Source organism: Dongia sp. agr-C8 (assembly GCF_054658695.1).
Genome location: NZ_BAAGHZ010000002.1, coordinates 1047385 through 1059733, shown reverse-complemented (window position 1 = coordinate 1059733; position 12349 = coordinate 1047385). Strand labels below are relative to the sequence as shown.

Sequence of the window (12349 nt, the reverse complement as noted above, 5' to 3'; positions counted from 1 at the left end):
CCGCCTCTCAGACCCGCCGCAGGCTAGGCGTAGAGTTCTTCGAGCGCGGCGACGTTCTTGATCTCGATGCGCCGGGCGGTCGGCAGGGCGATGTGGCCCTGGCGTTCCAGCTGCGAAAGGCTGCGGGAGACCGTCTCGATGGTGAGGCCCAGGTAGTCGCCGATATCGGTGCGGGTCATGGCCAGGCTGACGACGTCCCTGCGGCTCGAATTCTTGGCCCACTCGACCAGAAAGGATGCAACGCGCTCCAGGGCGCTCCGCCGGCTCAGGACCATGGCATGCTCCTGCGCCTTCGCCAGGCGGCCCATCGCGTAGGAGAACAGTTGCTGCGGGACCGCCATTGCGCCCTGCTTGTCGCTGGGCAGCTTGACCTGCTGATAGCAGTGGAGGGTGCAGTCGGTCACTGCCTCGGCCCCGAAGCTGCGCGCTTCGGCCAAGTCGAAGCCGAAGACCTCGCCTTCGCCGTAAAAGGCATCGATCTGCCGCCGGCCGTCCGACAGGAAGCGGCAGGTGCGCACCACGCCGGAGACGACCCGGTAGAAGACCTTGGCATCGTCGCCTTCCGCATAGATCTCCTGATTCGGTTCGAAGTGGAGCACCGTCCCCTTCGTGAGCTCGTCCTCGGAGGCGCTGTCCGCCGGAAGACGCGACAGCACGGCGGCAGCGGTGATGGCGGAGCGGTCCATGGCAATCGCGTTCTGTGCAAGCATGAGAGCCTCCTGTTTGTTCGGTGGCTCAAGCTGTACCAGCTGCGCGCCGTCTCCAGAATCCGCTAGGACCCTAAGGATTTTCCCCTAAGGGCCGGCCCTAGGTAGTTTCCCGTACCGCCATATACTTCAGCAGTTCCAAATACTTGCCGTGCCGGTTCCTGGCGGCCGGATCATTTTCATCACCAGTCATCCGGATGGGTTTGGGTCCCGGTGTTGATTGCCGTCAAAGCGGAGTCACGGCGCGACCCGGATTCTGCGGCACTCACGCCGCGAACGAACCGAATAACGCGAGGCTCCGATGACCTACCGCAGGATTTTGGCCGCGATCAGCGGTGGTTCCGCGTCTCAGGCAACGACCTTTGTCGCCTGCCGATTGGCCAAGGACTTCGGGGCAAACGTCGAAGGCTTCCATGTGATGTGGGACGCGGTAGCGATATCGGCGATGACTGCGGGGATGCTGGGCCTGTCGATCGATGGCATCGCACTTCAGCAGTTGGTCGCCGAATCGGAGACCGCGGCGCGCCGTGCCGGCCAGATCTTCCGCGACCGGGCCGGGAAGGCGGGGCTGGTTCCGTTTGCGGGCGACCGCAGGGTGCCGTCGTTCAGCTGGCGCGTCGAGAAGGGCTCCGCGCCCGAGCTCGTCGCCCGCGAAGCCATTCTCTACGACCTGATCGTGCTCGGCCGTTCGGACCGCGTGCTCGACGAGCCGTCGTCCCATGCAATCGAGGAGACCTTGACCAAGTCCGGCAGGCCGGTCCTGCTGACACCTTCGACCGCGCCGGCCGAGATCGGCCAGCACGCGGCGATCGGCTGGAACGGCTCCCCGCAGGCGGCCCGCGCCGTCTCCGCCGCCCTCCCGCTGCTGAAGCGCGCGGAAAAGGTCACCGTCATCACGATCGGCAAGGAGTGGTCGGCGGGCTCGGCTGCCATCATCGACTTCCTGGCCTGGCACGGCATCGAGGCCCACCACCTGGAGCATGCGAAGGAAGGCGGCCGTGGCGCCGGTGTCCGCCTGATCGAGCAAGCGGAGACCGCCGGCGCCGACCTCCTGGTGATGGGCGCCTTCGCGCATGCCCCGTGGCAGGAAGCCTTGTTCGGCGGCGCCTCCCGGGAAGCGCTCAAGGCCAGCAGCCTGCCGATCCTGCTCACCCATTGAGGATCGGCGAGGGGTCCGCGGCGCCGCCGAAGCAACGGCACCGCCGCGTCGCCTGTCACATCATGCACATCGACTGCGGCAGCACCAGATTCGCCTTCTGCTGCTGGTCCGGCGTCAGCGCGTGGAAGAGCTTGAGCGCGGCGTCTCTGGTGGCTTTGGTCGCTTCGAGATGCGACTCCATGACCTGGATGTGGAGGTCATAGGCCTGGTCGAAGGGGAGCTTGTCCTGCCACATCGCGCTCATCATGGTCTGGTGGGTGGACAGCATCTGTCCGCTGCGCTCTTTGATCGCTGTGGCGTAACCCTGCCAGGCAGTTTCCTGCGCCTCGGTGATCGCCAATTCAGAATGGATATAGGCCAGCTGGCCGTCCAGCCAGGCCGACGCCGACCGCTGATAGTCGTCCCCGGAGGTGTCGCCCATCATGGTGGCGCCCATCATGGGACCGCCCATCATCGGGCAGCCGCGCATCATGCCGAAGCCCATCATGCCCGGTCCGTAGCGATAGCCGTTCGGCCCGTCGCCGCCCCACATCATCATGTTCCGGCCGGGCCATTGAGAGGAAGGCGCTGCCGGCTGATCTTGCGGTTCCGACTGGGCGAGGGCCGGAGCCGCGAGGGCGAGAGCGGCGACGACGACGCAGGCCATGAGGGTCCTGGTTGGCATGGCATTGCTCCTTTGACAGCAAGATGGGCAGACGATCCCCCGGATGCCGGCTCTCCGCTTTGACTTTCGTCAACGCCCGCAATCCGGGACGGAACAAGAGTATCTCCGTCGAGAGCTGCCGGAGCTGCCTCCGATGGTGCATTGAAATGGCGTTGGGGTTGATGATGCGCGGGCTGCGAGGATGGACGATGGCTTGCGCCTTCACGCTGGTCGCAGGCCTGCTCCACGCGGCGGCGAGCGCCGAAGTGGCGGCAGGGGTCGCCGACGTCCAGGTGCCGTCGCTGGCGCCGATGCTGGCCAAGATCATGCCGGGGGTCGTCAGCATCTCGGTCAGCGGCCAAACCGCCATCGAGCAGGTTCCGCTCTTCTCCAGCCCGATCCTGCGGCGCTTTCTCGACTTTCCCGAAGGACCGCGGCCGACGCAGCGCCAGTTCAGCGCGGTCGGGTCGGGTGTAATCCTCGATGCTACGAAGGGCTTCGTCCTGACCAATGCGCACCTGCTTGAGGACGCCGATGAGATCATCGTGACGCTGGGCAATGGAAAGCGACTGCAGGCCAAGCACATCGGCAGCGATCCCACCACGGATATCGCGGTCGTGCAGATACCAGCCGTCGACCTGCAGAGCCTGCCGTTCGGGGATTCCGAGCTGCTGCAGGTTGGCGACTACGTGGTCGCGATCGGAAATCCGTTCGGGCTGGAGCGGACAGTGACTTTGGGCATCGTCAGCGGGCTCGGCCGAAGCGGCCTCGGGATCGAGGGCTACGAGAACTTCATCCAGACCGACGCATCCATCAATCCGGGCAACTCGGGCGGCGCGCTGGTCAACCTTCGGGGCGAGCTCGTCGGCATCAACACCGCCTTGCTGGGTTCGGACAACGGCAATACCGGGATCGGCTTCGCCATCCCGCTCAACATGGCGCGCGCGGTGGCCGGCCAACTGATCGCGCACGGCAAGATCATTCGCGGCCAGCTGGGAATCTCCACCACCGACCTGGCGCCCGATTCCGTGGAGGCGAAGCAGGCGGGCGTGAGCGAAGGCGCCCTGGTCATCGATGTCCTGCCGGGCTGGCCGGCCGAAGAGATCGGATTGCAGACCGGTGACGTCGTGGTCGAGATCAACGGGACTGCGATCCGCAACGCGGGATCCCTGCGCAATCTGCTCGGCCAGATGCCGGTCGGCGCGGAACTCGCCGTCGTCGCCATGCGCCACGGCAAGAAGCGCCATTACACCGCCATCTTGATCGCACCGAAGAAGGAACGGGCGGAGGTCCCGGCCGACGTCACCGTCTTCGCCGGCGCGGTTTTGGAATCCGTCGGGGTCGTCGCCAGCGGCGTGCCCGGCGTGTCGATCGCCCTGTTGAAGAAGAACAGCAAGGCCTATCTTGCCGGCTTGCGCCCGGGTGATGTCATCGCCGCGGTCAACGACATCGAGGTCGTATCGCCCCGCGAAGTCATCGCCATCGGCCGCGACAGCGCGGGTACGCTCCTGCTTCAGGTCGAGCGCGGTGATAGTGTATTCCTGCTGGAAATCAGATCGTAAGAGCCTGGACCGATGCTTCCGCGCCAATCTCCCATCACGATGCTCCTGCTGGCATGCCTCATGCTGGTGCCGCCGGCGACAGCTCAGGACATCCACGAAGCCGCCAATGCGCTTCCCACGACCAGCGGCACGGGCGATACGCTGCCGGCCGATCCCGGCATCTGGCGGCTGAAGGGCGCGATTGCGCTCTACCGCGATCTCGCGGCGAAGGGCGGCTGGCCGACACTGACTTCCGGTCCGAAGCTCGCTCGCGGCGACAGCGGCCCCAGGGTCGAGGCGCTGCGCAGCCGCTTGGCCGCGACCGACGACCTTGCCGCTGCCGAGCTGCAGCGCGACGATTTCGATCCGGTGCTGGAGCAGGCCGTGCAGGCCTTCCAGGCGCGCCACGGGTTGCAGACGGACGGCGTTGTCGGGCCGAAGACCCTGGCGGCGTTGAACGTACCGGTACAGCAGCGGCTGGACACCATGCTCGCCAACCTCGGCCGGCTGCAGCGCCAGAACCGCGATTGGGGCTGGCGCTACATCGCCGTCAACATCGCCGCCGCGACCTATCGGCTGGTGATCGACGGCCATACGGCCTTGGAACGCCCGGCGGTGGTGGGCAAGCCGAGCTGGCCGACGCCGACGCTGGACAGCGTGATCGATCGCATCGAGTTTCACCCTTATTGGCGCATTCCGACCAGCATCGCCGATGGAGAAGTCTGGCCGAAGCAGGAGGCCGACCCGGGCTATTTCGCGCAGCAGGGCATTCGCATCGTCGGCAGCGGGCTGGTCCAGGATCCCGGCCCGCGCAATCCGCTCGGCGCCGTGAAGTTCGTGTTCGACAACCCGTACAGTGTCTATCTTCACGACACCTCGGCCCCGGGCCTGTTCGCCAGGGCGTATCGCTTCCTCAGCCACGGCTGTGTCCGCGTGTCCGATGCCGCCGCCCTCGCGCGTGCGCTGCTGGCGCCGGATCCGCAATGGCCGGAGGCGCGGGTGGAATCGGCCATCGCCGGCGGTGCTAACCAGGACGTCGTCCTGCGGGCGCCGATTCCCCTGCACATCGTCTATGACACCGCTTGGGTGATGGAGGAGGGCACGATCCAGTTCCGCGACGACGTCTATCACCGGGACTTCGTCCCGCCGTCGAGCCTGCCCATGAGCGCGGTGGAGCCGGACGCCCAGGTTGCGGGGCTGGGCGCCCGTCCCGGCGGGTGCCGCGGCTAGCCGGACGTCCCCGGGCGCAGACCGGCGCTCTGTTTATGATTTTTATAATTATCTCAATATCTTACAGAAATCCGGCTTAACCGGCGGGGCGATGTCGATTTTCCAGCCCCCCGTTCGACGTTCTGATACCGGGCCGATCAGGCCGGCTCAGACCTGGATTCCATGTGAGAGGAAGAAGACATGCCCATCGCCAAGAACACGATCTGCGTCTGGTACGACAAGGACGCCGAGGCGGCCGCCCGTTTCTACGCCGCGACCTTTCCGAACAGCGCCGTCAACGGCATCCACAAGGCGCCGAGCGACTATCCTTCCGGCAAGGCGGGCGACGTGATCACGGTCGATTTCACAGTCTGCGGCATTCCCTGCGTTGGCCTCAACGGCGGCTCCTACTTCAAGCAGACCGAAGCCTTCTCCTTCATGATCGCGACCGAGGACCAGGCGGAGACCGACCGTTACTGGAACGCGATCGTCGACAACGGTGGGCGGGAAAGTGCCTGCGGCTGGTGCAAGGACAAGTGGGGCGTCAACTGGCAGATCACCCCGCGCGTGCTGCTGGAAGCGATGGCCGCCGGCGGCGCCGAGGCCAAGCGCGCCTTCGACGCGATGATGCACATGAAGAAGATCGACGTCGCCAAGATCGAGGCGGCGCGGCGCGGCTGAACGAGGCTTCTTTGCCCTCGCGCGAACCCGGCAAGGGGATGCGTGCCGAGCAATACGCGACAGGAAGGAAGGGCCCGGCACCATTGAGTCAGGGCCGCGAGTCATGGGAGGATCGGTGCCCATCCTTCGATCCGTTCGCTTGAGAACCCGTAGAGCCCATGTGCGACACCTTCGTGATCCGCGGCAGCCTGGCGCAGTCCGGCCGCACCACCCTCGCCAAGAATTCCGACCGCGAGCCCAATGAAGCGCAATACCTGACGAAGAGCGAAGCGGCCGATCACGCGCCGGGCAGCACCCTGCGCTGCACCTATATCGAGCTGCCGCAGGTCGCGCATACCTATGCCGTCCTGGGCTCGCGCCCCTGGTGGATGTGGGGCTTCGAGCATGGGGTAAACGAGCGCGGTCTCGCGATCGGCAACGAAGCCGTGTGGTCGCGGGTGCCGGGCTCGCTGGAGCCGGGCCTGCTCGGCATGGATCTGCTGCGCCTCGCCCTGGAGCGCGCGGCTACGGCCGACGAGGGTCTTGCGGTGCTCACCGCTTTGCTCGAGCGATACGGCCAGTCGGGCAGCACGTCTGCGACACGGCGGACCACCTATCACAACAGCTTCATCATCGCCGATGCGGCCGATGCCTGGATCCTGGAGACCGCGGGCCGGCATTGGGCCGCGAAGCGGGTGCGCGACTGGGCGGCGATCTCCAACGTCTATTCGATCGGCGCCGATTACGACCGGATCTCCTCCGGCGCCATCCAGCACGCCATCGACTCCGGATGGTTCGACCCGAAGGCAGATGCGCCGTTCGATTTCGCCGCCGCTTATGCCGATACCGCGGTCGGCTTCCTGCCGGGTTGCAAGGCGCGGCTGGTCTGCGCCGAAGCGCGGCTCGCGGCGCTGGAGCGGCAAGGCAAGGTTGCGCTCGAGGACGTCTTCGCGGTGCTGCGCAGCCACGATGCGGGCGACGTGCTGCACGACTGGCGGCCCGGTCCCGACGGCGAGAGCCTCATCTGCATGCATGCGACCGCGCCAGACGGCTCGGAGACCGCGGCCAGCATGGTGGCGGAACTGCCGGGTGCGGGCGATGCGGAAGCGCCCTATCGCCTCTGGCTCTCCCTGGGTTCCCCCTGCCTTTCGACCTTCGTGCCGTTCTGGGCGAATTGCGAGGTCATGGAGGATTGGCAGCAGCCGGGCTCGAACGCGCCCGATGCCTGGTGGCGGGTCGAGGAGATGCAGCGCCTGATCGAGCAGGATTACGGTCGACTGGCCGCGGCGCCCAAGGCGATCCTCGGCGTTCTGGAAGCGGACACGCTGGCCGCGGTGCGGGCGCTTAGGGAAGGCGGCGATGCGCGACGGGCTTTGAGCGGCAATGTCGCGCAGCGCCTGGATGCGGCGGGCCGCATCATCGCGGACTTGACCCGGGCCTGCACGGCCGCGGCGATCGCGCCGCGCTCACCGGATCCCCGCGGCGACTATCTGGCGCGGGTCGATGCCGCGCGCCTGCCGACCGCGCGCAGCGTCGGAGCTTAGTGGACGAGAAGCCGGACCACGGTGCCCGAAACCGCCGGCACGAACGGGCCGGCCCAGAGGTCTTCGATGCCATCCGGGAAATTGCTGGCCCAGGTGAGCAGGCTGATACCGCCCATCACGCGGCGTTGGCGCGCCAGCGCGGGGGCGATCTGAACGACGTTGTCGGTGCGCATCTCGGGTCTCCATGGGGTTTCGCCCCTCTGTGATCCTAGATGGGGATCGGCTAAGGTCTGGTTAGTGCGCCGCCGCACACCCGACTGCTTATTTGCAAACTAAAGCGGCACCGAGCCACAAACAGCACATTCCTATGTGCTTTCCCTGTGCCGATAACAGCAGGACCGCGGCTCTTCTAGGGCCGGCGCTAGCTGCCACCCTGGTCGGGATTGTTGGAATTGTCGGGGCTGCGCGTGGTCGTCGAGTCATGCTCGCACTGCTTCTTGCTGTTGCCGACCATGCCCGAGCAGTCGGGGGCCGGGGCCGTGCAAGCGGCGACGAGGGTCAGCGCCGCTGTTGCCGCCATCAGGCGGGCTGATTTGGCGATCATTTCAGACACCTTGGACCGTTCGGCTCGCTTCCTGAAAAACCGCCGATCGCGCCCTCGGTTCCGCGCGCGGCTCGCGCAGTGTCATCTACTCCTTATGAATCGGGTCCACCCATTTCACGTTCTCGGGCTGCTCGACCGGCTCGATGTCGACATTGACCACCACCGATTCGCCGTCGCTTCGGACCAGCACGCATTCCAGCACCTCGTCTCGGGAGCCGTTGATCTCCTGGTGCGGCACGAAGGGCGGGATGTAGATGAAATCGCCCGGGCCGGCTTCGGCGGTGAATTCCAGGCTCTCGCCCCAGCGCATCCGGGCCTTGCCGCGCACCACATAGATCACGCTTTCGAGCGGCCCATGATGATGGGCGCCGGTCTTGGCATTGGGATGGATATGCACGGTGCCGGCCCAGATCTTCTGCGCCCCCACCCGCGCGGTGTTGATCGCGGCCTTGCGGTCCATGCCGGGCGTTTGCGCCGTGTTGCCGTCCAGCTGGTTGCCCGGAATGACCCGGACCCCGTCATGCTTCCATTTCGGATCGGTCATAGTCGCCTCCCATTTTCAGCGAGCTTAACAACTGCCGCGCTTCACGCCAAACTGGCCGTGAATTGCGAGGTGAGGACCCATGCCCGAACCGAGGCAGATGCGGCTCGGCGCCTTCATGCGACCGGTGACCATCCACACCGCCGCCTGGCGCTATCCCGGCGCTTATACCGACGCCAACTTCAATTTCCAGCACCTGAAGCGCTTCGCCCAGACCCTGGAGCGCGGCAAGTTCGACGCCTTCTTCATGGCCGATCACCAGGCCCTGCTCAATATGCCGATCCAGGCGCTGAAACGCAGCGGCACGGTCACCTCCTTCGAGCCGCTGACGCTGCTCCCCGCGCTGGCCGTCGTCACCGAGCGGCTGGGCCTGATCGCGACGGCGTCGACGACCTATAACGAGCCCTTTCACGTGGCGCGGCGCTTCGCCTCGCTGGATCACTTGAGCGGGGGCCGCGCGGGCTGGAACCTGGTCACCTCGGGCAATCCGCATGAGGCGATGAACTTCGGCCGCGACGAGCATGTCGAGCACGACGCGCGCTACGCCCGTGCCCGCGAGTTCTTCGACGTGGTGACCGGCCTGTGGGACTCCTGGGCCGACGACGCCTTCATCCGCGACGTTGAGAGCGGCATCTATTTCGATCCGGAGAAGCTCCATACGCTGAACTGGAAGGGTGAGCATTTCAAGGTCAAGGGGCCCTTGAACATTGCGCGCCCCATTCAGGGCTGGCCGGTGATCGTCCAGGCCGGCGCCTCGGAGGCCGGCCGCCAGATCGCCGCCGAGACCGCGGAAGCGGTCTTCACCGGCCAGACCAGCATCGTCGAGGCGCGCAAGTTCTACGCCGACGTGAAGGGCCGCATGGCGAAGCTCGGCCGATCGCCCGATCACATGAAGATCCTGCCCGGCGTCTTCGTCCTCGTGGGCGACACGGTGGAGGCGGCGCGCGCGAAGAAGCGACACCTCGATAGCCTGGTCCATCCCGACAGCGGCATCGCCTCGCTCTCGGTGGCGCTCGGCACCGATGTCTCCGGTTTCGATCTCGACGGGCCGCTGCCGGAGATCCCGCCGACCAATGCCAGCCAGAGCGGCCGCCAGCGGCTGGTCGACTTGGCGGCGCGGGAGAACCTCAGCGTGCGGCAACTGGCGCAAATCGTCGGCGGCTCCTATGGCGCGCTGGAGCTGGTCGGCACGCCGGCGACCATCGCCGACCAGATGGAGGAATGGTTCTCGACACTCGCCTGCGATGGCTTCAACGTGATGTTTCCCTACGTGCCCGAAGGCCTCGACGATTTCGTCGATCGCGTGATCCCCGAGTTGCAGCGCCGCGGCCTGTTCCGCAAGGAATACGAGGGCAAGACCTTGCGCGAGAATCTCGGATTGCCGCGGCCGGAGAACCGGTTCTTCAAATGAAGGCGTGCAGGATATCGGCGCCGTAGAGCACGGCCACGTAGCGCAGCGCCTTGCCCAGTCCGACCAGGGCGGTGAACAGCCCGAGATGCACCCGGAGGACGCCGGCGACTATGGTCAGTGCGTCGCCGATGAGCGGCACCCAGGCGAGTGCCAGCGCCCAGACGCCATAGCGGCCGAACCAGCGGGATGCGCGTTCCATCTGCGCCGGCGAGGCGGGGAACCAGCGGCGGTCGGAAAGTCCGGCGAACCAGCGGCCCATGATCCAGCCGACCACGCTGCCCAGGGTGTTGGCGACGGTTGCGACCAGCAGCAGCATGGTGACGTCGAGCTTGCGCTCGAACGCCAGCATCACCAGCACGACCTCGGAGGAGCCGGGCAGAATCGTGGCGGAGAGGAAAGCGGCGGTGAACAGGCCGGCATAGGCGGTGAGGGCGTCCATCGCCGACGTTCTACCGCGATTAGGCGGCGCCGACGATCAACTTATCGTCGGCGCCCCCGTCCGCGCATGCGGACATTCGTCCGTCCTGGAAAGATCAGCTCTTGAAGAAGGCAAGCAGGTCGGCGTTGATCACGTCCGCATGGGTCGTGGCCATGCCGTGCGGGAAGCCCTTGTAGGTCTTGAGCTCGCCTTTCTTCAGCAGCTTCACCGCAAGCGGCGCCGAATCCGCATAAGGGACGATCTGGTCGTCGTCGCCATGCATCACCAGCACCGGCACCTCGATCTTCTTCAGGTCCTCGGTGAAGTCGGTCTCGGAGAAGGCCTTGATGCAATCGTAATGCGCCTTGGCGCCGCCCATCATGCCCTGGCGCCACCAGTTGCGGATGGCACCCTCGGAGACCTTCGCGCCCGGCCGGTTGAAGCCGTAGAACGGGCCGGTCGGGATCTCGAGGAAGAACTGGGCGCGGTTGGCGATCAGCGCAGCGCGGAAGCCGTCGAACACCTCGAGCGGCAGGCCGCCGGGATTCTTGTCGGACTTCAGCATGACCGGCGGCACCGCGCCGATGATGACCGCCTTCTTCACCCGGCCGGCCTCGGCGCGGGCCACGTAATGCACCACCTCGCCGCCGCCGGTCGAATGCCCGACATGGATCGCGTTCTTGAGGTCGAGATGCGCGGCCAGCGCGATGACATCGGCGGCATAGGTGTCCATTTCATTGCCGGTGTCGGTCTGGCTGGAGCGGCCGTGGCCGCGCCGGTCGTGGGCGATGACGCGGAAGCCCTTCTCCAGGAAGAACATCATCTGGTTGTCCCAATCGTCGGCGGAGAGCGGCCAGCCGTGGTGGAAGACGATGGGCTGCGCGTCCTTGGCGCCCCAGTCCTTGTAGAAGATCTCGGTTCCGTCCTTGGTCTTGATCGTCGGCATCAATCGGTCTCCTGGGCGGGAATGAAGGCAGGGGACCGTCATATGGCATGACGCTCGCCGCCGGCCAAGTCATGCGTTGGTATGCCCCCGCGCAGGTCCGCAGCCTAGGCGCGCGCCCAGCCGAAGCGGTCGATCAGGCGGCAGGGCAGCGCGGCGTTCGCCAGCGCCGAAATCTCCGGGCTCAGCGGCGGGCGCGCGGTGGGATCGGGGATCGGCGAGTGGATGTTGTTGCGGCCGACTTCCCGTCGCGGAATTCTCAGCCAGTCCTCGCGATAGGGGATCTGATAGAAGTCGAGGAGCTTGCGGATGTAGGCCCGGCTGTCGCGCGCCAGTTCGGCATAATCGGTGACCAGGAACTCGACCTTGTCGCTGCTATCGGCGATCTCGAGCCAGCCGTCGATCCAGGCGACCATGCGCGGCATCATGTGCTCGATCTGCCAGCGCAGGCGTTCCTCGAAGCTCCATTGCAGATAGGCCTCCGGCACGTCCTGCTCGCAGGAGAAGCCGACGTAGCTCAGCCCGCGCGTCGGCAGATTCCGCTCCATCTGCTTGGTCCAGGAGAGGATGGCGCCTCTGGGATCACGCACATGCACCACGGCGCGGCGGATGTTGAAGTCGGCGAGAACCTTCACGAACTCCGGCCGGGGCGGCATGTGCTCGCGCGACACGGCGTTGCCCTGGGCGAAGCGGCAAAGCTCCGGATAGGAGAACCAGTTGCCGCTGGCGCCGATCCCGCCGACGTGCCGGACCTCGACCTCGAGGGTCCGCCGCAACGCACGCTGAATGTAAACGCTGCCCGATTTCAGCAGCGCGAACATCAGCACCGGGGGCAGCGTGACGCCATGGCCGGGAAAGGCCCATGGCCGCAGGCGGTCCAGGAATCTACCCTGGGCCTTGTCGAGCTTATCGAACACCCGCTTGCGGGAAATCATCGGCGTTCCCGGAGGGCAGCCCTCTGCACGTTGTCAAACTGACACCTTACATTATGGGTGGGCTCGCAGCGAGAGGTTGCTGCTCAGTCTCGGC

General features: G+C 66.2%; 14 protein-coding genes. 6 read left to right on the top strand and 8 right to left on the bottom strand.

Annotated elements, in window-relative coordinates; genetic code table 11:
• Positions 1–23 precede the first annotated feature (23 nt).
• Entirely contained in the window at positions 24–710 is a 687-nt protein-coding gene (locus ACYQ4T_RS12620; RefSeq protein WP_459854462.1) for a helix-turn-helix domain-containing protein, read from the bottom strand.
• Positions 711–1026: 316 nt separating this feature from the next.
• Between ACYQ4T_RS12620 and ACYQ4T_RS12615 the strand changes: the two genes are divergently transcribed.
• On the top strand, positions 1027–1866 hold the full coding sequence (locus ACYQ4T_RS12615; protein ID WP_459854460.1) for a hypothetical protein: 840 nt from the start codon (positions 1027–1029) through the stop codon (positions 1864–1866).
• A 55-nt stretch (positions 1867–1921) separates the two neighbouring features.
• Here the strand turns inward: ACYQ4T_RS12615 and ACYQ4T_RS12610 are convergent, their stop codons facing one another.
• Entirely contained in the window at positions 1922–2530 is a 609-nt protein-coding gene (locus ACYQ4T_RS12610; RefSeq protein ID WP_459854457.1) for a Spy/CpxP family protein refolding chaperone, read from the bottom strand.
• A gap of 188 nt (positions 2531–2718) precedes the next feature.
• Between ACYQ4T_RS12610 and ACYQ4T_RS12605 the strand changes: the two genes are divergently transcribed.
• The 4 genes from ACYQ4T_RS12605 to ACYQ4T_RS12590 all read left to right on the top strand — a co-directional run bounded on the left by ACYQ4T_RS12605 (position 2719) and on the right by ACYQ4T_RS12590 (position 7463).
• Positions 2719–4071: a trypsin-like peptidase domain-containing protein gene (locus ACYQ4T_RS12605; protein ID WP_459854455.1), complete on the top strand. Its 1353-nt coding sequence runs from the start codon at positions 2719–2721 to the stop codon at positions 4069–4071.
• Positions 4072–4083: 12 nt separating this feature from the next.
• Complete coding sequence (locus tag ACYQ4T_RS12600) at positions 4084–5280, top strand: L,D-transpeptidase family protein (RefSeq protein ID WP_459854453.1); 1197 nt, start codon at positions 4084–4086, stop codon at positions 5278–5280.
• 180 nt (positions 5281–5460) lie between these two features.
• A complete protein-coding gene (locus tag ACYQ4T_RS12595) occupies positions 5461–5940 on the top strand; it encodes a VOC family protein (protein WP_459854450.1) in 480 nt (159 codons plus the stop codon).
• Positions 5941–6098: 158 nt separating this feature from the next.
• Positions 6099–7463: a C69 family dipeptidase gene (locus tag ACYQ4T_RS12590; protein WP_459854448.1), complete on the top strand. Its 1365-nt coding sequence runs from the start codon at positions 6099–6101 to the stop codon at positions 7461–7463.
• Here ACYQ4T_RS12590 and ACYQ4T_RS12585 read toward each other — a convergent pair.
• The 3 genes from ACYQ4T_RS12585 to ACYQ4T_RS12575 form a co-directional block, all read right to left on the bottom strand.
• Positions 7460–7636: a hypothetical protein gene (locus ACYQ4T_RS12585; RefSeq protein WP_459854446.1), complete on the bottom strand. Its 177-nt coding sequence runs from the start codon at positions 7634–7636 to the stop codon at positions 7460–7462. The two genes, ACYQ4T_RS12590 and ACYQ4T_RS12585, sit on opposite strands and share 4 nt — an antisense overlap.
• 188 nt (positions 7637–7824) lie before the next feature.
• Positions 7825–8007 (bottom strand): hypothetical protein, encoded by a 183-nt coding sequence (locus ACYQ4T_RS12580; protein WP_459854444.1) that lies wholly within the window; start codon positions 8005–8007, stop codon positions 7825–7827.
• An 85-nt stretch (positions 8008–8092) separates the two neighbouring features.
• Positions 8093–8551, bottom strand: a complete 459-nt coding sequence (locus ACYQ4T_RS12575; RefSeq protein ID WP_459854442.1) for a cupin domain-containing protein — start codon at positions 8549–8551, stop codon at positions 8093–8095.
• 79 nt (positions 8552–8630) lie between these two features.
• Between ACYQ4T_RS12575 and ACYQ4T_RS12570 the strand changes: the two genes are divergently transcribed.
• On the top strand, positions 8631–9959 hold the full coding sequence (locus ACYQ4T_RS12570; RefSeq protein WP_459854440.1) for an LLM class flavin-dependent oxidoreductase: 1329 nt from the start codon (positions 8631–8633) through the stop codon (positions 9957–9959).
• Here the strand turns inward: ACYQ4T_RS12570 and ACYQ4T_RS12565 are convergent.
• From ACYQ4T_RS12565 to ACYQ4T_RS12555, 3 genes are all read right to left on the bottom strand, one after another.
• Positions 9952–10398, bottom strand: coding sequence for a YqaA family protein (locus ACYQ4T_RS12565; RefSeq protein WP_459854437.1), 447 nt, complete (start codon positions 10396–10398; stop codon positions 9952–9954). The two genes, ACYQ4T_RS12570 and ACYQ4T_RS12565, sit on opposite strands and share 8 nt — an antisense overlap.
• A 94-nt stretch (positions 10399–10492) precedes the next feature.
• Entirely contained in the window at positions 10493–11323 is an 831-nt protein-coding gene (locus ACYQ4T_RS12560; protein ID WP_459854434.1) for an alpha/beta fold hydrolase, read from the bottom strand.
• A 104-nt stretch (positions 11324–11427) separates the two neighbouring features.
• Positions 11428–12255: a sulfotransferase domain-containing protein gene (locus ACYQ4T_RS12555; RefSeq protein ID WP_459854432.1), complete on the bottom strand. Its 828-nt coding sequence runs from the start codon at positions 12253–12255 to the stop codon at positions 11428–11430.
• Positions 12256–12349 lie beyond the last annotated feature (94 nt).